Origin of the sequence: Ferrovibrio xuzhouensis, from assembly GCF_042648965.1 — a bacterium.
In the GTDB taxonomy this organism is placed as follows: Bacteria; Pseudomonadota; Alphaproteobacteria; order Ferrovibrionales; family Ferrovibrionaceae; genus Ferrovibrio; species Ferrovibrio xuzhouensis.
In genome coordinates, this window is record NZ_JBHRYJ010000005.1 from 178,149 (window position 1) to 200,215 (window position 22,067).

Annotated in this window: 21 protein-coding genes; 15 read left to right on the top strand and 6 right to left on the bottom strand. The window is 59.7% G+C overall.

Annotated features, from left to right (window positions below):
• Positions 1-3: 3 nt before the first annotated feature.
• The 6 genes from ACFOOQ_RS19535 to ACFOOQ_RS19560 are packed head-to-tail and all read right to left on the bottom strand — an operon-like array spanning position 4 to position 6,737.
• The gene (locus ACFOOQ_RS19535; protein WP_379729347.1) at positions 4-807 is read right to left on the bottom strand and encodes an enoyl-CoA hydratase; all 804 of its coding nucleotides are present in this window, start codon (positions 805-807) and stop codon (positions 4-6) included.
• A 25-nt stretch (positions 808-832) separates the two neighbouring features.
• Entirely contained in the window at positions 833-2,002 is a 1,170-nt protein-coding gene (locus ACFOOQ_RS19540) for a CaiB/BaiF CoA transferase family protein (protein WP_379729348.1), read from the bottom strand.
• Positions 2,003-2,015: 13 nt separating this feature from the next.
• Positions 2,016-3,083, bottom strand: coding sequence for an ABC transporter ATP-binding protein (locus ACFOOQ_RS19545; protein WP_379729349.1), 1,068 nt, complete (start codon positions 3,081-3,083; stop codon positions 2,016-2,018).
• Positions 3,083-4,813 (bottom strand): ABC transporter permease, encoded by a 1,731-nt coding sequence (locus ACFOOQ_RS19550; protein WP_379729350.1) that lies wholly within the window; start codon positions 4,811-4,813, stop codon positions 3,083-3,085. Before ACFOOQ_RS19550 ends, ACFOOQ_RS19545 begins: the two co-directional genes overlap by 1 nt.
• Positions 4,814-4,823: 10 nt before the next feature.
• Positions 4,824-5,861, bottom strand: coding sequence for an ABC transporter substrate-binding protein (locus ACFOOQ_RS19555; protein ID WP_379729351.1), 1,038 nt, complete (start codon positions 5,859-5,861; stop codon positions 4,824-4,826).
• Positions 5,862-5,909: 48 nt separating this feature from the next.
• Positions 5,910-6,737 carry an enoyl-CoA hydratase/isomerase family protein gene (locus ACFOOQ_RS19560; protein WP_379729352.1) on the bottom strand — a complete coding sequence of 276 codons (828 nt, stop codon included), beginning with the start codon at positions 6,735-6,737 and terminating at the stop codon, positions 5,910-5,912.
• A 131-nt stretch (positions 6,738-6,868) separates the two neighbouring features.
• On the opposite strand from ACFOOQ_RS19560, the gene ACFOOQ_RS19565 reads away from it, so the two are divergent.
• The 15 genes from ACFOOQ_RS19565 (at position 6,869) to ACFOOQ_RS19635 (ending at position 21,939) form a co-directional block, all read left to right on the top strand.
• On the top strand, positions 6,869-7,639 hold the full coding sequence (locus ACFOOQ_RS19565; RefSeq protein WP_379729353.1) for an IclR family transcriptional regulator: 771 nt from the start codon (positions 6,869-6,871) through the stop codon (positions 7,637-7,639).
• Between the two features lie 78 nt (positions 7,640-7,717).
• A complete protein-coding gene (locus tag ACFOOQ_RS19570; protein ID WP_379729354.1) occupies positions 7,718-8,443 on the top strand; it encodes a glutathione S-transferase family protein in 726 nt (241 codons plus the stop codon).
• A 132-nt stretch (positions 8,444-8,575) separates the two neighbouring features.
• Positions 8,576-11,860 carry an error-prone DNA polymerase gene (locus ACFOOQ_RS19575; protein WP_379729454.1) on the top strand — a complete coding sequence of 1,095 codons (3,285 nt, stop codon included), beginning with the start codon at positions 8,576-8,578 and terminating at the stop codon, positions 11,858-11,860.
• Between the two features lie 296 nt (positions 11,861-12,156).
• Positions 12,157-12,669, top strand: coding sequence for a toll/interleukin-1 receptor domain-containing protein (locus ACFOOQ_RS19580; protein ID WP_379729355.1), 513 nt, complete (start codon positions 12,157-12,159; stop codon positions 12,667-12,669).
• Positions 12,666-13,835, top strand: coding sequence for a toll/interleukin-1 receptor domain-containing protein (locus tag ACFOOQ_RS19585; RefSeq protein ID WP_379729356.1), 1,170 nt, complete (start codon positions 12,666-12,668; stop codon positions 13,833-13,835). The genes ACFOOQ_RS19580 and ACFOOQ_RS19585 overlap by 4 nt, the downstream gene beginning before the upstream one ends.
• Positions 13,832-14,452, top strand: a complete 621-nt coding sequence (locus tag ACFOOQ_RS19590) for an SLOG domain-containing protein (RefSeq protein WP_379729357.1) — start codon at positions 13,832-13,834, stop codon at positions 14,450-14,452. Before ACFOOQ_RS19585 ends, ACFOOQ_RS19590 begins: the two co-directional genes overlap by 4 nt.
• A 17-nt stretch (positions 14,453-14,469) precedes the next feature.
• On the top strand, positions 14,470-14,952 hold the full coding sequence (locus ACFOOQ_RS19595) for a TIR domain-containing protein (protein ID WP_379729358.1): 483 nt from the start codon (positions 14,470-14,472) through the stop codon (positions 14,950-14,952).
• Between the two features lie 25 nt (positions 14,953-14,977).
• Entirely contained in the window at positions 14,978-15,442 is a 465-nt protein-coding gene (locus ACFOOQ_RS19600; protein ID WP_379729359.1) for a TIR domain-containing protein, read from the top strand.
• A gap of 445 nt (positions 15,443-15,887) precedes the next feature.
• Positions 15,888-16,238: a DUF6634 family protein gene (locus ACFOOQ_RS19605; protein WP_379729360.1), complete on the top strand. Its 351-nt coding sequence runs from the start codon at positions 15,888-15,890 to the stop codon at positions 16,236-16,238.
• A gap of 91 nt (positions 16,239-16,329) precedes the next feature.
• Complete coding sequence (locus tag ACFOOQ_RS19610) at positions 16,330-16,653, top strand: hypothetical protein (RefSeq protein WP_379729361.1); 324 nt, start codon at positions 16,330-16,332, stop codon at positions 16,651-16,653.
• Positions 16,654-16,661: 8 nt separating this feature from the next.
• A complete protein-coding gene (locus tag ACFOOQ_RS19615; RefSeq protein WP_379729362.1) occupies positions 16,662-18,203 on the top strand; it encodes an AAA family ATPase in 1,542 nt (513 codons plus the stop codon).
• A gap of 2 nt (positions 18,204-18,205) precedes the next feature.
• Positions 18,206-18,697, top strand: a complete 492-nt coding sequence (locus ACFOOQ_RS19620) for a hypothetical protein (protein WP_379729363.1) — start codon at positions 18,206-18,208, stop codon at positions 18,695-18,697.
• Positions 18,694-19,059 carry a hypothetical protein gene (locus ACFOOQ_RS19625; RefSeq protein WP_379729365.1) on the top strand — a complete coding sequence of 122 codons (366 nt, stop codon included), beginning with the start codon at positions 18,694-18,696 and terminating at the stop codon, positions 19,057-19,059. Before ACFOOQ_RS19620 ends, ACFOOQ_RS19625 begins: the two co-directional genes overlap by 4 nt.
• A complete protein-coding gene (locus ACFOOQ_RS19630; protein ID WP_379729366.1) occupies positions 19,056-19,598 on the top strand; it encodes a hypothetical protein in 543 nt (180 codons plus the stop codon). The genes ACFOOQ_RS19625 and ACFOOQ_RS19630 overlap by 4 nt, the downstream gene beginning before the upstream one ends.
• 85 nt (positions 19,599-19,683) lie before the next feature.
• Positions 19,684-21,939, top strand: a complete 2,256-nt coding sequence (locus ACFOOQ_RS19635) for a hypothetical protein (RefSeq protein ID WP_379729367.1) — start codon at positions 19,684-19,686, stop codon at positions 21,937-21,939.
• Positions 21,940-22,067: the final 128 nt, after the last annotated feature.

Consider the following 22,067-nt stretch of genomic DNA (forward strand, 5'->3'; position numbering starts at 1 on the left):
TGGCTATTTGCCCTGGAATTGGGGCTTGCGCTTTTCCATGAAGGCCCGCCGACCTTCCTGGTAATCCGCGCTGTCGAAGCAGCGTTCGACGAGCTTTGCGACCTCGCTCGATTGCGGGTCCGCGGAATACTGCTCAAAGACTCGGATGGCAGCCTTTGCGGCATGCACTGTCAGCGGCGCGTTGTTCGCCACAGTCCCCGCATAATCCGACACAAAGGCCTGCAGAGCATCGGAAGCAACAATCTGGTTAATCAGGCCAACACGCAGCGCTTCATCGGCCTCCAGCTTGCGGCCGCTGAACAACATGTCTTTCGCCGTTGATGGTCCGACCAGGCGGGCGAGAGCGGCCAGTCCTTCATACTCATAGCCAAGACCCAGCTTGGCTGCCGGTATCGCAAACTTCGAGTCCGGGGTCGCGAAACGAATGTCCGCCGTCAGGGCAATGGCTAGCCCGCCGCCCACGCAAAACCCCTCAATCATCGCGATGAGCGGCTTCGAAAGGCTCTGCAAAGCTTTGCGCCCCCGGCTGGATACCACGCCATACTGAATCTGCTGCTCGGCATTCGCCCGGCTCTTTTCGAACTCCGATATGTCCGCGCCGGACGCGAAGGCCTTGCCGCCTGCGCCATGAATGACAACGACACGAACGTCGGTATTCCGCTCGAAGGTCTCCGCAGCATCCGCAATGCCATCCCACATCTCAAGGGACACGGCATTCCGGCGCTCGGGCTGGTTTATGGTTAGCCAGCCAACCCCGCCCCGGATTTCGGCGAGTATCTTGGTCGTCTTAAGCTCGACTGTCGTCATCGAAGCACCCTTCCCATTGAAGGCATCAGACTACCCCGCCGCCTTTCAGCTGCTCAATGGCCGCCTTGTCATATCCGAGTTCCAGCAGCACCTCTTCGGTATGCTGTCCTTTGGCGGGCGTAGGCGTCTCTATGGCACTCTTGGACCGCGACATGATGATGGGCTGCCCTACCAGATGTATCTCGCCAAGCTCGGGATGCATGACCGGCTGGGCAAGGTTGAGGTGCTGCACCTGCGGGTCGGCAAAGACCTCGTCCACTGCGTAAATTGGACCGCAGGGCACACCTGCCACCGCGAATATCTTCATCCACTCCGCTGATGATTTGCCCTTGGTCTTATCGCCGATGGCATCATTCAGAGCTTTGCGGTTCTCCGACCGCGACTTGCTATCGGCGAACCTGGGGTCTTCCGCCAGGTGCTCGGCATCGATTGCCTTGCAGAACTTCTTCCACATCGGCTGGCCCGCCACGGCGATATTGATGTAGCCATTCGCGGTCTGGAACACTCCGGTCGGAATAGCGGTCGGATGGTCGTTTCCGGCCTGCTGGGGGACTTCCTTGTCCATCAGCCAGCGGGTCGCCTGGAAGTCCAGCAGAGCCACCTGCGCCTGAAGCAAAGACGTCTGCACCCATTGACCTTCGCCCGACACCTCACGCTCCAGCAGCGCCGTCAGGATGCCGAGGGCGCAATACAGCCCCGCACCCAAATCCGCGATCGGAATGCCAACGCGGACCGGCCCCTGGCCTGGCAGGCCAGTCACCGACATCAGGCCACCCATGCCCTGGGCGACCTGGTCAAAGCCGGGGAGCTTTGCATAGGGTCCGGTCTGGCCGAACCCGGAGATGCTCGCATAGACAAGACGCGGATTTATCGCCCGGGCCGCCTCATATCCGATACCGAGGCGCTCCTTTACGTCCGGCCGGAAATTCTCGACGAGAACATCCGCTTTCTCGATGAGACGCCGCATGATTTCAGCGGCCTTCGGGTCTTTCAGGTTGAGCGTCAGACTGCGCTTGTTCCGGTGCAGATTTTGGAAATCCGAGCTGGCACGGGTCCCGAACATCCCGTCCTCTTCAATCGCCTCCACCTTGATGACCTTGGCGCCCCAGTCGGCGAGTTGCCGTACAGCGGTCGGCCCGGACCGAATGCGGCTTAGGTCGATAACGGTAAAGCGCTCCAGAGCTTTTGCGTGCATTCTGCTCACCTAATCAATTCGGAATTGGCACAATGCGGCTCGGCTGAATGGTCAGCCAAACCGACTCGTTGACATCAAAGACTTTGACGGCCGGAGCCGACACCCTCAGCTTCAGGCAGCTTCCTTTGGGCTTGATGACATAGTCCCAGCTCTCGCCGAGGAAGCAGCGACTGACGACATCGCTCTCAAGAACAAGGTCATCGGTTCCAGTCGGGACCGTCTTCACGACATCGATATTCTGTGGCCGCAACGATGCCGTGAATTCTGCAGCCGAGGGCCTGTCGGCAAGGGCGCAGACGGGCAACGAGAAGCCGTCGAACGTAGCCCGTTCTCCCTCGAGCCGCCCTTCCACCATATTGGTCCGCCCGATGAAATTGGCGACGAACTTGGTCTGCGGTTTCGTATAGACCGTGAACGGGTCCGCGACCTGTTCGATGCGCCCCTGGTTCATCACGGCCACCCGGTCGGATATGGCCATGGCCTCCGACTGGTCGTGGGTGACATAAACGGTGGTCATATGGAATTCATCGTGCAGGCGGCGGATCTCGTTTCGCATCTCTTCACGGAGATTCGCATCAAGATTGGATAGCGGCTCGTCCAGGAGGAGAACCTCTGGCTCCACAACAATTGAGCGGGCGAGCGCAACCCGCTGCTGCTGACCGCCTGAAAGCTCGTTCGGATACCGGTCTGCCAGCTTCTCGAGATGCACAATCTCGAGGATTTTCCCAATCCGTTCCCTCATCGAGGCGGCATCAATCTTCCGCATCTTCAATCCGAACGCGACGTTCTCGTAAACCGTCATATTCGGCCAGATGGCGTAGCTCTGGAAAATCATTGACATGCCGCGATGCTCGGGCGGCACAATTCTGCTGCCCGCAGACAGGACACGGCCGTTCATCACAATCTCGCCAGCCGTTGGCTCAATGAACCCCGCAATCATTCGGAGCGTCGTCGTCTTGCCGCAGCCAGACGGCCCCAGCAGCGAAACGAATTCGCCCTTGCGCAGGTGAAGGTCAATACCATTCACCGCCGTGAACGATGCATACGATTTCGTCAGCTTGTTTAGGGCAAGCTTTTCCATCAGTTTCTCCGGAGCATAAAATCGCGACCCAGCAGCTTCATGCCCACACCAACAACTGCGGTCGTGACAATCAGCAGGACGACACCCATCGCCGCCAGAATTTCGTAGTGACCCTGCTCACTGAGGTCGAGAGTGAGCACCGAGATGACTCGGCTCTCCGGCCCAGACAGGAATATCGCAGTCGATAGCTCGCGGGTGCAGATGATGAAGACAAGAATCCAGGCGCCCAGAAGCGTCTTCTTCAGGAGCGGAAGCACCACTTTGGTGACAACGGTGAACCGTCCGCCGCCGAGAATCCGGACGGCCTCTTCCAGCTCCGGATGTAGCCCCCGCACGCCTGAAGCTGCGGTTGCGAACGCAATCGGCAGGAAGCGGGTAATGAACGCCACAACGATAAGGGTACCGGTGCCGTAGAGCTGAAACGGTGGCCCCGCATATGCGGCGTAGAAACAGATGGCCAGAACAATGCCGGGGACGGCAAATGGCGCCATCGTCAGACCTGCGAGGATTGCCCCGCCCGGCAGCAAGCGGCGATGGACGATATATGCGATGGAAAAGCCGAGGGCGCAGCATGCCGTCGCAGTCACCGCCGAGTAGCTGAAGGTATTCCAGATGGACTGCCTGACCGTCATCTGCTCGAACAGGATGTAGTGAAAATTGGCTAGCGTCAGGTTATCCAGGGACAAGCCTTGGCCCCATGCCCGTGCAAAGGATGTCTGAAGTAGAACGAAGAGCGGCAGGATGACCGAGACAAGGGATATGAAGGACGCATAGGCGAATATCGGCCAGCGCCAGAAGCCGAGACGAACCCGGCGACGCTCCCCACCTTTTCCGCTGACGGAAACGTACCCGCGGCGCGCCAGCATGAGACGCTGGAGCACAAGCAGAACCACCGTGATGCCTACCAATGGCATAGAGAATGCGGCAGCGACCTCAATACGCAGCGGGTATTGGAAGAACACGCTGAGCTGGGTTGTGACGACGTTAAAGCGGGCGGGGATGGCAATCAGTGCGGGCGTCCCATAGAGCGCCATCGCCTCCAGAAACACGATAATCAGCGCGCCCAGTATGGCAGGAAGCGCCAGGGGCAACGTCACCTGGAGGGTTGTACGCAGAGTCCCCGCGCCGTGTATGGCCGCGGCCTCTTCCATCTCCGAAGAGATGAGGTCCAATGCCGACGAGGTGAAAATGTAGACCAGGGGGTAGACGTAGATGGCAATTACGAATGCCAGGCCCCAGAAGCTGAAGACGTTGAAGGGTCCCGCATCCATTCCGGTGACTAGCATCCACGCACGGTTCAGCCAGCCCGCATTGGGACCGGCCAGCAAAATCCAGCCAATGGCGCCGAGAAACGGAGGAATGATGAAGGCCGCCAGGACATTAACATGCATGAAGCCACGCAATGGCATGTCTGTTCGGGACACAGCCCAGGCCAGTGGTACACCCATAGCGCCGGAAATGACGGCCACCGCCGTGGCGAGCTGAAGTGTATTAGTGAACGCCTGAATATGCCGCGCCCGCCCGAAAGCGGCGACAAAGTTGGCAAATGTCCATCCGCCGCCCCTGGGAACCTGGAGACTGTCGATGAGCAGCCGCGCCAAAGGGTTGGCAACGAGACCAACCAGAATGACTGCTACGGCAATCCATACCAGGACCATAGGGTCCAGGAAGAAGCGCCGCGCTTTGGGCGCGGCGCTTCTCATTCCATCTACGCCAAGGTCGGTTGCCATTTGGCGTACCTCAGATACCGAACAGATCGCGCCAGTCTTCCGTGACCTCCGGGATGCCCGTGACCACTTCTTCAACAGAAGGCCGGATGGTCTTCATCTGGTCGAGTGGCAGGACGCCCGGGAGCACCTTGGTATCGGGCCGCAGAGGCGTTCCGAATTCCGCAGCAGTGATATCTGCCACTTCAGGACCCCACAGGAACTCCAGAAACAGCTTGGAAGCATTGGGATGTGGCGCATTCGCCATAATTGACGACGGCGATGCCATCAGGACTGACCCCTCGGAGGGGTACGAGACACCGATCGGATTGCCGCGGGAAGCCTGATACTGCGCCAATGCGCCCGGCCCCGCCGCCACACTACGCTCTCCGGAGGCGGTTGCCGTCACCGTGTCGATGATGGAGCGGCCTACCTGCGGCTTGATGGCCGCCAGCTTCTTGAAATAGTCCCAGCCGTAGAGCTTCTTCATCTGCACGACCCAGGTACCGACGAACCCAGAGAAGCCTGGGTGGCCGACGGACACCTGATTGGTCCATTTCGGGTCGATCAGGTCCTTCCACGACTTCGGAGCATCCGCAGCCTTCACCTTGTCGGTGTTGTAGAGGATGGCGATGAAGGTCGCGGACGTAATGATGAACTGGTTGTCCGGGTCGACATTGCGGAACCGCGGATCGATTTCGCTGGCATTGGATGGTTCATATGACATCAGAAGCTTACGCTTCTTCAGGTCGACATAGTGCCCCAGGTCTGTAGACGCGAAGACATCACAGTTCGCGACTTTCGACTGCAGGTCCTGATTCAGGCGCTGGAAGGCCACCTGAGCGGTGGTCCGAACCACATTCACCTTCACTCCGGGATACTTCTCGGTGAAGGCCCTGCCGATTTTCTCGGCGGTCTCCGACGTGATGTGGACGATGTACCAGGTCAGTTCGCCTTCTTTCTTGGCTGCTTCATAGAGCGCACCGGAGGCTTTGCTTTGCGCGAGCGCCAGGCTTGGCAGGAAAATGCCAACGGCGGTCGTCCCCAGGAACTGGCGGCGGTCGAGTTTCATTGTGTTTCCTCCGTTTATCCGGCGGCCTTTGGTGGCCGCTCGGTGATTTTATCGTCCGGTAAAGACCGGCTTACGCTTCTCGAAGAAGGCCGATACGCCCTCCTTGATGTCTTCGCTGGCAAGGCTGAGGTGGAATCTTTCAGCTACCGCGGCCAGGTCGGTAGCGTCACGTGCAATTTCGTTGACACTCTTCTTCATGTTCTGGGTTGCTACCGGCGCCTGAGCCACCAGGATTTTGCTTAACTCGGCCACTCTGGCATCCAACTGGTCCTGGCTGACGACATCGGTCAGGTAACCGATGCGCAGCATCTCGTCGGATTTGATGGTCTGCGCGGTGAGAAACAGCTTTTTGGCGGCATTGACGCCGAGTCTGGTTATGTAGCGCACCATGCCTGACGGGTAGTAGTGCAGACCGAGGCGGCTGGCGGGCATGAACATCTCGCAGCCATCGGTTCCGACGCGGAAATCGCAGCACAGCGCCAGGTCCGTCGCGCCGCCATATACGGGACCATTCAGCCGACAGATTGTCGGGCGGGAAAGATTCTCGAGGCGGTTGGTCAGTTGCTCGAAGGGGCTCTGGTCTTCTACGCCCGGGGCGCCCTTGCCTCTACGGCCCGCAGCAATGTCTCCGAGATTGTACCCGGCGCTGAAAACCCGGCCGGTGCCGGTCAAGACGACAACCCGAACACTCTGGTCGGCTTCCGCGCGGTCGAGATAGCCGAGGAGAATCTCGAGATCGTCGGCCTGGATGCGGTTCAGGTGCTTCGGACGGTTCAGCCTGATCGTCGCGCAGCCGTCGTTGACCGTATAGAGAGGCTCGGTTCCCACATCGTCGACATCAGCAGGCTTCGCAGCCTTCACCGCGGCATCGCTCATTCGTCTCTCTCCCGAAACGGATCCGTAAGGGCTTGACCTTCGTTCCGCATTGTGGCACATTTAGTTCCGTATTGTGGTCCATGCTATCTGCATATCGCATGGGCTGTAAACCCGTTTTTGGGGTCCCGGCCGTGGAAAGCGTCAAAACTGCCCTGCGTGTTCTGGAAGCTGTCGTTGAGAGCCAGCTGATTGGCGTCAGCGAACTTGCTCGCCGACTACAGGAACCCAAGACCACGATTCAGCGTTGCCTGACGACGCTGCACGACGCGGGATACGTTCGCCCGGTGGACGGCACTCGTCGTCGATGGGCCGTCACAAACCGTCTGCTGCTCCTCAGCAAGTCTGCAGATCCGGAGCCGCGGCTACGCGAGATTGCTCTGCCGGTAATGCGATGGCTGCGCGACGAAACGCGCGAGACCATTCACCTTATGGTGCCGGAAGGCGGTGAGGTCGTTCTCATCGACCGCCTTGATTCACCACAGCCGGTTCGCACCGTTCGTCAGCTTGGTGCACATGCGCCGCTGCATGTGGCCTCCAACGGCAAGGCCGCCCTGGCAGCCATGGAAGAGGCTGAGCGCGAGGCCTACATCCGAAATCCGCTGGTCTCGTGGACCAAGCGGACCATCACAGATGCCGACCGCTTGCGGCAAGAAGTCGCCAAGGTCCGGGAGCTCGGATATGCGGTCAGCTTCGGCGAACTGGATCCGGAAGTGCATGCCGTTGCGGCGGCCATTCTGAATTCCGAAGGCAAGCCGATAGCAACGATGTCGATATCCTGCCCTGCCTCCCGGTTGCCGGTCGAGCTGATCCCGAAATACGGCGCTTTGGTCTCCAAAGCAGCTGCTGAAATCAGCCGCAGCCTGAAATCAGCCAATGCCGAGGTCTCTCAGGCAGCGGCATAGCTTCTCCGGAACGCGTCCAAACGAGCGCTAGCTGGCCAGTCATAAGGCCAGGGCCTGCAGTGTCCCTGGGGAGGGCCAATGAGCATCGTTCTCTACCATTCACCGAAGTCGAGCGCGTCCCGACGGGTCCGCCTTTTCCTTGAAGAAAAGGGACTGGCCTATGAAGCCCACGAGATAGACCTGTCCCGCCAGCAGCAGCACCAGCCGGAATATCTGGCGATCAATCCGCTGGGGGTGGTGCCGACAATCCTGCATGACGGGCGGCCGCTACATGAGAGCGGTACCATTTGCGAATACCTCGACACCATCTTCCCGGAGCCTCGGCTACGCCCTGATGACCCCTACGACCTCGCCCTGATGCGGAACTGGGTCCGCCATGTCGACGGCCTCATCGGCAACCTCATCCGCTTCAACTGGCGACACCATTTGCAGAAGAAGGCCGAGAAGATGTCGGAGGATGAGCTCCAGGCCATGCTGACAAAGATCCCCAGCGCGGAACGGCGCGAAGCCTGGATGCGCGTCGCCCGGAGTCCCTATACCGAGGAAGAACTCGGTGAGGCCCGGTCCAAGCTCATTGGCCTTCTCGATCAGATGGAAGACATGATTTCCGGGGGCTGGCTGATCGGCGGCCGCTATTCACTTGCCGATATCGCTGTCGCGCCGTTCGTCAGGCGGATCGACGAAGAGATCGCTCCGGAAGCCCTGTCGCCGGTTCAGCGGCCCAAAGTTGCCGCCTGGTGGGCTGCTCTCCAGGCGCGCCCGGCATATGCACGGGCTGACTTCGGGGCCTTCGTGGACGCCTAGGCGACAACGCCTTAGCTTTCTGACGAAGGCTATATTCGGCCGTTTTCCAACATTTATAGCCAAGCCGGGCGTCGAACATAGGAACAAGAACATATTGCGAACATATGCCACTCTGGGCTATGTCCAGTGGCCATGTCCGCTCCACACCAAGTCGACAGACATGGCAACGATGCATCGGCAACAACCGCCTACGCCGAGCTCCACTGCCTGACCAACTTCTCCTTCCTCGAAGGTGCCAGCCATGCCGAGGAGCTGGTCCAACAGGCCGCCTTGCTGGGGCTGTCTGCCATCGCCATCACCGACCGCAACACGCTGGCCGGTGTCGTGCGCGCCCACGTGGCCGCCAGGAATGCCGCCATCCAGCTCATCATCGGCGCCAGGCTCGATTTCCGGGACGCCCCGAGCGTCATCTGCCTGCCGATGGATCTGGCTGCCTACAGCCGCCTCAGCCAGCTCATCTCGCTCGGCCGCCGCCGCGCGCCCAAGGGAGAGGCCGAGCTCTACTGGGCTGACCTCATGGAGCGGCTGGACGGCCAGCAGATCGTCCTGCTGGCGCCCAAACGGGTCGAGCAGGCCTTCATCAGCCGGATGGAGGCCCTGCGGGACCTGATTGGCGACAACCTGTCACTGGGCGTCTCCAACCTGATGCGCGGTCGTGACCGCCAGCGCATCGACCGCTGGGCCAAGGTCGCGGCCAAGTCTGGCGTTGCCATGGCCGCCATCAACGACGTCATTTATCACCACCCGACCCGCGCCCGCCTGCAGGACGTGCTGACGGCGACCCGGCATCGCTGCACGGTCGACGAGCTGGGTCTGCGCGCCGAGCCCAATGCCGAGCGATACCTGAAATCGCCCGCGCAGATGGCCAAGCTTTTCCGGGACCACCCGGAGGCCCTGGCCCGCAGCGTAGAGATTGCCAGCCGCTGCCGCTTCTCGCTGTCCGAGCTCGCTTACGTCTACCCCGAGGAAAGCCGGGGCGAGAGCGCGACACCACAGGCGGAACTCGAGCGTCTGGCCTGGTTGGGCGCCCAAACACGCTACCCCGATGGCATACCGGCCAAGGTACAGGCCCAGCTCGAGCATGAGCTCCGGCTCATCGAGCAGCTCAACTATCCGGCCTACTTCCTGACCGTCTACGAGATGGTCAGCTTCGCCCGGGACCGCGGCATCCTTTGCCAGGGCCGCGGTTCGGCCGCCAATTCGGCGGTCTGCTTCTGCCTGGGCGTCACCTCGGTCGACCCGGCCACCCAGGATGTCCTGTTCGAGCGCTTCATCTCGGCCGAGCGGGCCGAGCCGCCTGACATCGATGTCGACTTCGAGCATGAGCGCCGTGAAGAGGTCATCCAGCATATCTATGAGAAGTACGGCCGGGACCGGGCAGGTATTGCCGCCACCATCATCAGCTTCCGGTCCAAGCTCGCCATCCGTACCGTCGGCCGGGCGCTCGGCCTGTCCGTGGATGCCATCAATCGCATTTCACGAACCATGCACTGGTGGTCCAAGGAACGGTATTCGCCAGACTCGCTCCGGGATGCCGGTATCGACCCGGATTCAGCCCTGATCCGGACCGTGGTGGAGCTGGCCAATGAGCTCATCAGCTTCCCGCGCCATATCAGCCAGCATGTGGGAGGTTTCGTCATCACCAACGGGCCGCTGGCCGACCTGGTCCCCGTCGAGAATGCCCGCATGGTCGACCGGACCATTGTCCAATGGGACAAGGATGACCTGGACGCCCTGGGGCTTCTGAAAATCGACGTCCTGGCGCTGGGCATGCTGACCTGCATCGCCAAGTGCTTCGGCCTGCTGGAGCGCCATTACGGTAGGTCATACGACCTCGCCACCATCCCCCAGGATGACAAAGTCACCTATGACATGATCTGCCAGGCCGACACCGTGGGCGTCTTCCAGATCGAGAGCCGGGCGCAGATGACCATGCTGCCGCGGCTGCAGCCCCGGACCTTCTATGACCTGGTCATTGAGGTGGCCATTGTGCGGCCCGGCCCCATCCAGGGCGACATGGTCAATCCCTACCTGCTGCGCCGCCAGGGCAAGGAGCCGGTCAGCTACCCCTCCGAGGCCCTCAGGGAGGTGCTGGGCAAAACACTGGGCGTACCGCTCTTCCAAGAGCAGGTGATGAAGATTGCCATGGTCAGCGCGGGCTTCAGTGCCGGTGAGGCCGACCAGCTCCGGCGCGCCATGGCGACCTTCAAGCGAACCGGCACCATCGGCACTTTCCGGGACCGCCTCATCAACGGCATGACCGAACGCGGCTACAAGCCCGAATTCGCTGAACAGGTCTTCTGCCAGATTGAGGGCTTCGGCGAATATGGCTTCCCCGAGAGCCATGCCGCCAGCTTCGCCCTGCTGGCCTATGCATCGAGCTGGCTGAAGTGCCATTACCCGGCCGCTTTCACCGCCGCCATCCTGAACGCTCAGCCCATGGGCTTCTATTCATCGAGCCGCCTGGTCATCGACGCCAGGGACCATGGCGTCGAGGTGCGGCCCATCGACGTCAACTACAGCTACTGGGACAACACCCTGGAGCCGACGGCCGGACGCCATGGCCATGCGCTACGGCTCGGCTTCCGGCAGATAAAGGGCTTCCGGCAGGATGACGCTGAGCGACTGACCGATGCCCGCGGCGACAGCTACGGTGCCATCCGGGACATCTGGCGGCGGGCTGGCCTGCCACCGGCCGTCCTAGAGCGGCTGGCCCGAGCCGATGCCTTCGGCTCACTCGGCCTCGACCGACGCTCGGCGCTTTGGAACATCAAAGGTCTCAGTGACGCACCGCTGCCGCTGTTTGACTTCGCCGAGACCGCCATCTCGGCCAACAGCAACCTGCCGCCGGTCGAGACCGGGCCAGAGCCCGAGATCCAGCTGCCGCGGCTGACGACGGGCGAGAACGTGGTCCAGGACTACCGGGAGACCTCGCTAACGCTCCGCCCGCATCCTCTCGGCCTGCTGCGGCCACAGCTCAAGGACCAGAAGCTCGTCCAGGCGCGCGACCTGATGACCTTGCCTGACGGAAAGAAGGTCCGCGTCGGCGGCCTGGTGCTGGTGCGTCAGCGGCCAGGGACTGCCTCCGGCGTCATCTTTTCCACCATCGAGGACGAGACCGGAACAGCCAACATCATTATCTGGCCGCGGACCTTTGAGGCCTATCGCAAGCAGGTGCTGGCCGCCCGGCTGATGATTGTCGAAGGCAAGCTACAGCGGGAGGGCATCGTCATCCATGTCGTAGCCGACAGAATCATGGACGGCACGCATCTGCTAAGCGGTCTTGGCGACATCGACCTGGATGAGGACTTCAATGGCGTGCTGTCGCGGGCGGACGAAATGAAGAAGCCGCCTAGGGAGCTGAAGCCGGTGAAGGATGTGGTGGGGAGCTTTCCGGAGGGGCGGAATTTTAGGTGATGAACTTGCCTATCCCGCAGACCGCCTACGATTCCTGATCGCCTACAAACGTATGCCAAGCCGAACAGATTAATTCCCTTTTGCGCACCTGTTGGTTGATGTAGGAATCTCGAGGGGCTTGGGTAGAGGCAAGCGACGCAACCTGCCAATAGGCCACTGGAGCGTCGAGGTCGACTCGACATTGATGTCGTTTGTCTAAGCGGTCAGCGCCAGCAGTTTTTTCGGCAACGCAGCATACCAAAGTCCGAACAGATTCCTGACTCTAAGGCAAAAATAAAAAGAAATCGAGGAGACCTATGCCGATCTCATATCGCGATTTGCGCGCTGCAGCACCTCGTATTCAACAAAGATACAGATCGCTATATGAAGCGCGGACTGCCGGTGCGAAGTCTGCGTTCCTATCTCACAGCCATTTAGACCAGGAACTAGTCAAAGGCCTTGTTGCCAAGCTCCAAGAGAGTGGCTGGCTTATATATGTCGATTGGGCTGACCACACGATGCCCAACAGGCCGAACCGAGAAACGGCAAAAAAAATAAAAGATAAAATTCTGGAGACTACCTACTTCCTTTTCCTAGCCACACAAAATTCCATGAATTCACGCTGGTGCCCGTGGGAAATTGGCTACGCTGACGGAACGAAGAGCATCGAGAACATTTTTGTAATCCCCACAGCCGACGACAATGGAATCACACACGGTAACGAGTATCTCGATCTCTATCGACGGATCGACCTTACCAACGTCAACAACCGGCTCGGCGCATTTAACCCCACCGAAGTCAACGGGATGTTTGTAGAGAACATCCGATGACAACACCCGATTCCGCCTTGTACCAATTAATAGTTCTGGGGAAACCCGGCGCAAACATACTTGCGGACTTAGAAGCCGAAATCAGACGCGCGATCCAAAACTTTCAATTGGACTTTGGCACACAGGTGACATGGACGGTTGCCGCAGGTCCAATAGACATACCCCCCGATCAAGCCGCGGCTGCGATATACTTCGGACACTTGGGCGCCGATGATGCCGAGGTCGAGAGCATGGTGTCCCAAAGCGTTCCGATCCTGCCAGTCGTCGACGATTTAGAGCACGCAACTGGCCAGTTACCGCCATCAATCCAGCCCCTGAACGCTCTTGGCCTAAAGCAAAACCCACTAGAAAGGATTGCCTCAGCACTCCTAGAGTGCGTCAGCCTATTACCTCGCCAACGACGCGTATTCCTCAGCTATAGGCGAATTGAATCCCGATCAGCGGCGCTACAATTATTCGACACTCTGTCGGCTCGACAATTTAACGTTTTCTTGGACACTCATGAAATATCTCCAGGAGTGCATTTCCAGCAGGCCCTATGGCATAACCTCTGCGACTGCGACGTCTTGGTAATGCTCGACACTGCAGACTACTTCGGAAGCCGATGGACAAAAGCCGAGTTTGGTCGCGCGCTGGCGAAGGGGATTCCGATTCTCAGAGTGGGGTGGCCTTCTGTAGCCACAGCGCGCATTGCACAAACCTCATCATCGATCGCACTCGACGGAATTGATCTCGATGCTGGCGGCAATATCTCTCTGACCAAAGTAACCGAAATATGTAATGCAGTTGAGCGTTTACGATGCTTGAGCCATGCAGTCCGAAATCTAAATATCGTGAGTCATCTTAAGAAGGCAGCAGAATGTGTCGGCGGACAACTCAAAGCCGTTGGTAGAAATTCTGCTGTCCACATCGAGCTACCAAGCGGAGGAGGCGAGATTATCGTATACCCACAGGTAGGGGTTCCAACTTCCAGGTCCCTACAAGAGGCTCATGGATACGCCATCTCAAGGACAACACTGGTCCCCGCCGTAGTATATGACCACCTAGGCTTAGACCCGGCATGGCAAGGTCACTTGGACTGGTTGGGAGACCAAGTTCAAGCAGTTCGTTGGCTTAAACTGGAAAGGGCTGCCTGGTCATTCGCGGACTGGGAGGACAAGACATGAGCGCAGTTTTCCTCTCTGCAAGCATTCCGGTACCGGGGCGAAAGCATTTCTTCGAAACAGCCAATCCATTCCTGATACAAGCGAGCGTCCGCGAGTTCGTATGGACCGTACTTGGACGGAGGAAGCTAATTTGGGGCGGCCACCCTTCGATCACTCCAATGATCTGGGCAGTTTGTGCGGACTTAGGACTCGACTATGCGAAAACGGTCAAGCTGTATCAATCCCGATATTTCGAAGGCCGCTTCCCACCCGAGAATACTGAATTTGCGAACGTCGAATTAACGCCGAATATCCAAGACAGCTTGGATCTAAGCCTAACGGAAATGCGGCGCAGGATGATAGGCGGCAACAAGTTTGAAGCCGCCATATTCATCGGCGGCATGGAAGGGATTTTCGAAGAGCACGAGATGTTTAGACAGGCTCATCCGGATGCGCGAGTGATTCTAGTCAAGCCCCCCGGTGGGGCTACCCTGGATTTAGTACCAGCAGAAGAAAAAGACAAAGACAGAAGAAGCCCAAAAGCGTTCGGGGGTCCTATGGACTATGACTTCAACCGACTGTTCCATGACCTATTGAAGATTCGGCCTAACGAGGAGCGCTCGAGCGGACTCACATAGTTTGGGGGGGACTAAACGTGGCTAAAGTATTTTTCAGCTTTTACTTCGACGAAGACTGCTGGCGCACACAGCAGGTGCGCAACATTGGCGCGATCGAAAAGGACGAGCCTGTGTCAAAAAATGACTGGGAAAAGGTGAAGAAGGGAGGAGCCACGGAGATTGAGAAGTGGATTGAAGGCCAGATGAAGAAGAGTGACTGTCTGGTCGTACTTGTCGGGGAGAACACGGACTCGCGCCCTTGGATTCAACACGAAATCAAGAGAGCCTGGGCGCTGAACAAAGGCATCTTAGGAATCCGGATACATAAGCTTCTTGATAGCAATGGAAATCCATCGACCGCTGGCACAAATCCGTTCACCAGATTCACGGTTGGTGACAAACCCTTCGATAAACTTGTTGACCTAAAGAGCCCGGCTGGTCAGACGGGCAAAGCGGTATATGAAACCATCTCCGGAAACATAGAAGCCTGGGTAACGGCCGCAATTAAAGCCCGCAAATGAACAGAAAAAACGATGGGAATTCCCAATGCCGAAAAAACTTTTCTATAGCTTTCATTTTGATCGGGACGTTTGGCGCACCTCGCAGGTTCGCAACATTGGCTCTGTCGAAGGGCGAGAGCCTGTTAATCAGAACAAATGGGAAGAGGTAAAGCGTGGCGGCGATGCAGCCATCCAGAGATGGATTGATGCGCAAATGGCTGATCGAGATTGCTTAGTGGTCTTGATTGGCGCCGAAACGGCCAGCCGACCGTGGATCACATATGAGATCAAAAAAGCATGGGCAAACCGGATCGGAGTCTTTGGCATTCGGATTCACAAGTTGCTTGATGCAGCGGGAAATCCTTGCGTCGCTGGTCCGAGTCCGTTTTCGGACATCATCGCCGTTTATGACCCTCCAGGCCCACGTAGCACTGACGCTTATGCCCACATCGCTCAAAATATTGCCGGATGGGTAGACACCGCAATCCAACACCGCAAGCGGTATAATTAGTCAGATTCCAAATTGAAGTGATGGTGCAACGGCAAATATGGAGTTCTGATTCGCTATTTTCCGAACGGAATTCGCTGGCGAATGTTTCAAGAGATAGATTTGCAAATCTAAGAGCTGCCCATCTGATACTGGCGGAAGGCAACGCCAAATTGAGCCTGGGATGCCAAAATATGGCACTGACTGCCATATTTTGGCTTGACCGAGCGCTCATATTCTGCTTCTGTTCTCGCCATGAACGAGCTTCTCCTTCCGGATGACTTCGAGCCAGTGGGCACGCCGCGATCGGCGGTCCACGTGGCGGAGATATTCACGCCCCGAAGACGCCGCTGAGCGGGCTTGGGGACCCGGGTCAATATTAGGGCCCATCCCGAGGCGCGCTTCGGCTACCCCCGCCGTCTGAGGACGGTGGGCAGACACCGTATTCGCGATCTCAGGGAGCATCCCCATGTTTCGGTACACCCCGAATAAAGGCCTGCCTCAGGCCGTCTTCGACGACGTGCGTAAACTTCGTGCCCTGGCCGATGACCTCGAGGCCATCGCCAACGGCACCTTGCCTGCACCCGATGCGTTGGCCAGCGCGCCTTTCCTGGATGGCTATTGGTTCACACCCCGCCAGTTTCTGAGCATGTGTGGGTCGGTGGCCGACCACCCGCTGGTTTTCGACCCCATGGTGACCACCAGCCAACTTTGGGTGCTGGCACCGGAACTGGGCTGGGCGCGCACCTACAGCCGCTTCTATCGGCTGGGTACGGCGCTCGAGACGGATGACCTGATCATTCAGGACGGCCTGCAATGAGCGCCCCCGCCAACAAGATACCTCCGGACGACCGAATAGCGGCCTGACTGCCGCCTTCTCCCCGTTCGGCTCTTCCCTCCGAGGTATCTCCATGATCCGGATTGACCGGCGTCGCCACATCCATGGCGACCTGACCACCACAATCGCCTGCCTGGCCGCCCTGCAGGCCGATCTGACCTTGCTGGCCGAGGGCAATGCGCCACCGATGTCGAACCTGACCGAGGCGCCCGTCCTGCTCGGCGGCGCCCTGGCCGACCGCAAGGTGCCGTGCCTCGTCGGACATCTGACCCTGGATAACGGTGTCACCCAGTTGGTGCAGACCCAGCAGCTCTGGGCGGTGAACTGGGACGCGGGCTGGGCACGGACGCTGGACCGGTTCTACCGGCTGGCGCCGCGGTCAGCCCCGAGCCGGTGAGGTGCGTCATGTCGAGGGCCGACACCAACTACGTCATCCACCGCGACGAGGCCTTCGAGCGACGCTGCAAGCGCGCCTACGACGGCTATCACCTGCCGACCTTGGCGGACCTGCGGCGCCTGTCGCCGTTCATGTGCGACAGCCCCCAAGAGGACATGCAGGCCTTCGCCGAGCGGCTGCTGCCCAGGGTGAAAGGCACTTCCAGGGTTGCCAACGACCTTAGGAAGGCACTGAAGGCCCTGACTGTGGAGCCCGGGCTGGACGAGGTCTTTCGTTTGTCCAGATGCCTGGCGCGGGCCGAGGGGAAATCGGTTCTCCGTAGCGGTGTCGCTGCGGCCTTCGTCGAACGGTGCCGCTTCTATGCCGCGGCCCTGGGGGACGAGGCGTCGGCCGCCGAACTCGCCCAGCGCATTCTGAGGCGCTGCGAGAAAGAGCATTCCGATGCCATTGCCGTTGACCTGCTGCGGAGCGCCCTGGGCTGGCTGGCATGCTCGACTGGATCTCAAGGCTACGGAATGTCCTGGTCGCCACTTCGCTCGGACAGGATTGAAGTGCGAGCCGACCATATTCTTCGGACCTATCGGCGCTGGTTCTACGAGCAAGGCATCGCCAAGCAATCGGATGACGCCAAAAGTGCCGGTTCGGACGATCCGATGGCTGTTCTGGTGCAGGAGGCCGCGCCGGAAGGCACCCTGGTCGTCGTACCGGACATTGGCGGCAACAAGAACAACGAGTTCAGGGCCGTCAACGAGCAGTTCAAGGGCATCGCCGGGAAGCCGCTGCCCCAGGTCCTGGCGCCGGATGACCTGCGACCGGTCCTGAAGGCTCTGGCCGCAGAATTCCCGCACGCCGCCGAAATCATCGCCCTGCTGACATCGGAGCTGCAGCCCGCCAAGCCGGTACGCCACCGCCCGACCATCCTTGTCGGCACGCCCGGCTCCGGGAAATCCCGGTTCTGCCGCCGATACCTCGAGCTGCTGGGCGTCTACCACGTCGTCTATTCCTGTGGCGGTATTGAGGATGCCTCCCTGGCCGGAACGGCACGACGTTGGTCCAGTGGCGAGGCGGCATTGCCGCTCCAGATGATGGCAGCACGCCGGACAGCCAGCCCCGGCATTATTCTCGATGAAATCGAAAAGGTCGGCACCAGCCGCAACAACGGCAACCTTCTCGATGCCCTGCTGAGCATGCTGGAGCCGGAAACCTCGACGCAGTGGTTCGACCGTTACATCGAGGCGCCCGTGAACCTGAGTGGTGTCCTGTGGTTCGGGACGGCCAACGCACTGGATGGCTGGCGCGGCCCACTGCAGGACCGCTGCCGGATCCTGCGTTTCCCGGAGCCCACTGCCGTCCACCTGCCAGTCCTGGCGCCATCCCTGATGGCCGACATCGTCAGGGAATTCGGCATGCGCCCGGAATGGGCGTTGCCGCTGACCGGCGAGGAGCTGTGCGCCGTCGCCCAGGTTTGGCAAGGCGGCTCCATTCGGAAGCTCCGGCGCTACCTCGAGCGCGTGCTGCTCGCACGCGAAGTCTGCCGGGAGGTGCAGTAGCCATGCCCCTCTCGGATTACACAGTGACATTTTCCGAGGTCATGAAGCTGCTCGGCGGCCCCCGGAATGTCGGCGGCCGCGTCAGGACCTTCCTGGACCTGCACAGGGCCCTTGTCGTCGGAATGCGGTTCGATGCCCTGCCAGTGTTCCTTGATGGCCTCGAAGCATTGTCGCCGGACGTCGCGTTGACACAGCTAGGCATCCGAGGCTCAGACCGTCGACTTCGGCAATACCGGCACCTGCCTCACAAGCTGACCAGCTACGAGAGCGACAATCTGTGGGTCATGGCGGAGATGCTGGCACTGACCGCAAAGGCGCTGGGCAGCCGCGTAGAGGCAGAAAGGTGGCTGGCCACCCCTGTGCAACTCGAAAAATCTGGCAGCCGGAGTGCCCCTGATGGTCGGGCGCCCTTTGCCCTCCTGACGACCTCGCCTGGGCGTGCCGTGGCGATGAAGCTGCTGTCGTCCGTGCTGGATGAAGATGGTCGGCAATGACAAGGCGCTATTTCACGCTGACTTTCAAGTTGCCTCCGGGCGCCCAGAAAATCGCGGCATACACGGAAGTGCTCGAAGCCGCCCCACGTCTAGGCATTGCCTCGGTAAGCCGCCGCCGGAGCACCCTCGAACTGTCGTTTCTCCAGCAGGCGGATTGTCGACGCGTTGCCGTTGCTGAATCAGCCGAAGCGGCAATCATCGCAATTCTGCGGGCAGGCCTAAAATTGGACGTCGAGGATGGAGAAGTCGTCAAATTTGACATCATGAAAAGTCAACGAAAAGTCGCCACCGGAGCCTGCCTAATCTTTCCGGTGGGTTCGCCTCATCATCGAGGCCTGAAGCGGTCGAGGAGGTGCCAATGACCAGGTTCTATTTCAAGCTCCTCGTACAACTGCCGCCCGGTTCTCCGGAGCCGATGTCATATCTGGATGCCTTATACGAGGCAGGCTGCGACGACACGACCATCGGCATCGGTGACACCAGTCTACAGATTCACTTCATCCGGCATGGGGCGGACCTGTATGCGGTCATCGCCGAGGCCGAGGCCGCTGTCCGCCATACCATCCCTGAGGCTCGCATCGAATGGCGGTGGGACCATGAGATGGAGGAATGCGACCGCGAATATGCTGAGGCGGACGAACACAAGCACTCGCTGCGGCGCGACAGGCAACGGTACGCCGTCGGTGCCTGGGCACTCTCGTTATTGCGGTTGGGCGCAAAACGAGCATGGGCGGTGGTGAACTACATCGATGAGTGCCTTGGCTACACGAAAGAAGAAAAGGAAGCGTTCGGGAATTCGCCTGCAGGAAAGTTCCATCGAGCGCTGTTCATCTTGCTTGTCGCCTTGGTCTTGTGGCTGGCGATGGTGCTGCTCGGCAATTATCTGGGGCTTGGACTTTGAAGCGATTCAGCAGCATCTCTAACAATTTTCGCGCCACACGAAAGATGTAGGAATGTCAGTTACTCTGTCACTCACAACACCTGCAATGGTCGATGCCTACTTCGCTGCCCGCGTCGAACCGGTTGCCAGTATCGAGGATGCTGACCGCCTGCGCCTTTACATGAAAGGGCTTCTGGAGCGCAAAGTCCTTCCTCCCATGCGCGGAAATTCCATCAATCTGGCAGCCGCCGCCAAGCTCTGCGGCATCCCGCCCGATGTGATGAAGGCGATGCGGAAACAGTTGGTGCCCATCGCGGATAGCATCTGCCGCACATTGTTCACCGTCGGTGCCCAGCCGTATCATCCTCCGCGGCAAGTTATTGACCGTACCCCCAAACCAATGGCCGAACCCACCAGGGTTTCGACATCCAGTGCCAATGGTCCCAAGCCGAGAAAGCGTGCCTCTAGAGCGCGGCCTGCCGTCGAATTCCCTACACCGCTGTGGGAAGCCGATACCAGTCGGATGGCGTTCGCCGATGCATTGCGGACCGAGATGAAGCGGCATGGCGACAACTATGCCAGCCTATATCGGGCCATCTGCTGGCAAGACGACCTTATCGACTGCCATACCATCCGGCCATGGTGCGACGGCAGGCGTGCGCCGCGAACCATCCAGAGCTTTGAGGCCCTGAACCGTATCGAGCGCCGGTATAGGCTGCCGATCGGCTACTTCAAGGCGCGCCTGCTGCATCCGAGCCGCGCACCGACCGGTCATCAGATGCCCGGGGTAACCGCCGCAAGAGCGCGGCGCCTCGCATGGCACCTGCCCGAGGATTTCAACCTGCGCTCCCGCGCCGAGCAGGCCGAAATCATGACCTGGGTGCAGACCAACATCATTTCGGGTTTCACCGAGTATCGGCGATTTCAGGCCTCGGCTGCACGGGTCCCGTACGCGGTGCGTTTCAACAGTCTGCAAGGGAAGGTCCGGCGCAAGGGTTCCGCCAGCGTGGATGACGCCGAGGCTGAATTGGCCGCCGACGTCCGTAATACGGCCTTCACAGCCCCGGAGCGCCTGGAGGCCGAGATGAACGAGCTGGTCCGGTTTAAAACCTCGACGCTGACTGCATTGGGTCAGCAGCGGAACGGCGTCTGGAACAGCGAAACGGCGTCCCAGCGTATCGAGCATTTCGGGCTGATGTTCGGCGCCTTTGCCGCATCCCCGAAATCCGCGGTCAAAGGCTATGGCGTCAGCCTGGAGAGCCTGACATTCGGGATGCTGGTCTTTCCCAAGGTCTGGGACTGGTACCTGACCTGGCGGGAGCAGAAGCGCGGCTTCTACACCAAGTGGGAATGCGACATGTTGATTCTGGGCACGGCGCTAACCAGAAAGGACACCGGCTGGCTACGCCAATCCCCTCACATCGCCGGGCACCTGACACCCATTCCGGGGCTCATTTCCGAAGAGGACATTGCGCAGGCCCAGGGCGATTGGAGCCTGGCGTGCGATGTCCTGCACGAGCATACCAGGATGCGGAACCGGGAAATCGAACGGGTGGCTCGCATCCACCGTGACCCCTTTGAGCCCATCCTGGTCGTCCTGGAGGCCGATAAGCCGGTTGCCGAGTATCGCAAAATCACCGACGAAATCCTACGACTGATGCCAGATGAAGCTGCCTATCCGGTACCCCATGCCGAAGCCGTCCGCTCCTTCCTGCTCCTGAGGCTGGGCCTGCACTTAGGGCTCCGGCAACGCAATATGCGCGAGCTTCTGGTCTGCCTGCCCGGCGACACCCCGCGGTCAGAGCGGCGACTGGAGGAGCTAAAACGGGGTGAGCTACGGTGGAGCGACCGTGACGCTGGCTGGGAGGTCTTCATCCCATCCGTAGCATTCAAGAATGCCGGGTCATCGTTCTTTGGGTCCAAGCCATTTCGGCTGGTCCTGCCAGACATGGCTGGGCTCTACGAGATGATTGACGCTTACCTGAACCGGCACCGGCAGCGCCTCCTGATGTCTGCCGAAGACCCTGGTACCTTTTTCGTGAAGACGGCGAAGAGCACGTCGGCCGAAGCGGCTTATAACCAGAATACCTTCTATGAGGCTTGGCGCCTGACCATCCAACGGTACGGTATCTACAATCCCTACACGGGTAACGGCGCCATCAAGGGGCTCCTACCGCACGGGCCACACAAAATCCGGGACGTCCTCGCCACCCACATCCTGAAGCAGACCGGCTCCTATGAGCAGGCCAGCTACGCCATCCAGGACACGCCGGAAATGGTCAAGGCGCACTACGGAAGGTTCCTGCCACAGGACAAGGCGGCGATTGCGGCAGAGGTGCTGAACAGGGTGTGGGAAACCTGAGCAGTGCCCCCTAACACATTGTTCCGCCATTTAAGGGTGGGGCCAGCGGCTATTTTTTCAACCCTTAGAGGTCGTTGGCATTGCTTCATGGACCGGCCACAAGTAACCTTTTAACAGGGGGCTCTCCG

Coding starts and splice junctions, on each gene's coding strand:
- ACFOOQ_RS19620 (WP_379729363.1), top strand. CDS start 18,206: ATGCCCCTCTCGGATTACACAGTGACATTTTCCGAGGTCATGAAGCTG.
- ACFOOQ_RS19590 (WP_379729357.1), top strand. CDS start 13,832: ATGAGCGCAGTTTTCCTCTCTGCAAGCATTCCGGTACCGGGGCGAAAG.
- ACFOOQ_RS19605 (WP_379729360.1), top strand. CDS start 15,888: ATGTTTCGGTACACCCCGAATAAAGGCCTGCCTCAGGCCGTCTTCGAC.
- ACFOOQ_RS19555 (WP_379729351.1), bottom strand. CDS start 5,861: ATGAAACTCGACCGCCGCCAGTTCCTGGGGACGACCGCCGTTGGCATT.
- ACFOOQ_RS19600 (WP_379729359.1), top strand. CDS start 14,978: ATGCCGAAAAAACTTTTCTATAGCTTTCATTTTGATCGGGACGTTTGG.
- ACFOOQ_RS19635 (WP_379729367.1), top strand. CDS start 19,684: ATGGTCGATGCCTACTTCGCTGCCCGCGTCGAACCGGTTGCCAGTATC.
- ACFOOQ_RS19560 (WP_379729352.1), bottom strand. CDS start 6,737: ATGAGCGATGCCGCGGTGAAGGCTGCGAAGCCTGCTGATGTCGACGAT.
- ACFOOQ_RS19545 (WP_379729349.1), bottom strand. CDS start 3,083: ATGGAAAAGCTTGCCCTAAACAAGCTGACGAAATCGTATGCATCGTTC.
- ACFOOQ_RS19580 (WP_379729355.1), top strand. CDS start 12,157: ATGCCGATCTCATATCGCGATTTGCGCGCTGCAGCACCTCGTATTCAA.
- ACFOOQ_RS19540 (WP_379729348.1), bottom strand. CDS start 2,002: ATGCACGCAAAAGCTCTGGAGCGCTTTACCGTTATCGACCTAAGCCGC.
- ACFOOQ_RS19625 (WP_379729365.1), top strand. CDS start 18,694: ATGACAAGGCGCTATTTCACGCTGACTTTCAAGTTGCCTCCGGGCGCC.
- ACFOOQ_RS19610 (WP_379729361.1), top strand. CDS start 16,330: ATGATCCGGATTGACCGGCGTCGCCACATCCATGGCGACCTGACCACC.
- ACFOOQ_RS19615 (WP_379729362.1), top strand. CDS start 16,662: ATGTCGAGGGCCGACACCAACTACGTCATCCACCGCGACGAGGCCTTC.
- ACFOOQ_RS19550 (WP_379729350.1), bottom strand. CDS start 4,813: ATGGCAACCGACCTTGGCGTAGATGGAATGAGAAGCGCCGCGCCCAAA.
- ACFOOQ_RS19585 (WP_379729356.1), top strand. CDS start 12,666: ATGACAACACCCGATTCCGCCTTGTACCAATTAATAGTTCTGGGGAAA.
- ACFOOQ_RS19630 (WP_379729366.1), top strand. CDS start 19,056: ATGACCAGGTTCTATTTCAAGCTCCTCGTACAACTGCCGCCCGGTTCT.
- ACFOOQ_RS19535 (WP_379729347.1), bottom strand. CDS start 807: ATGACGACAGTCGAGCTTAAGACGACCAAGATACTCGCCGAAATCCGG.
- ACFOOQ_RS19575 (WP_379729454.1), top strand. CDS start 8,576: ATGTCCGCTCCACACCAAGTCGACAGACATGGCAACGATGCATCGGCA.
- ACFOOQ_RS19570 (WP_379729354.1), top strand. CDS start 7,718: ATGAGCATCGTTCTCTACCATTCACCGAAGTCGAGCGCGTCCCGACGG.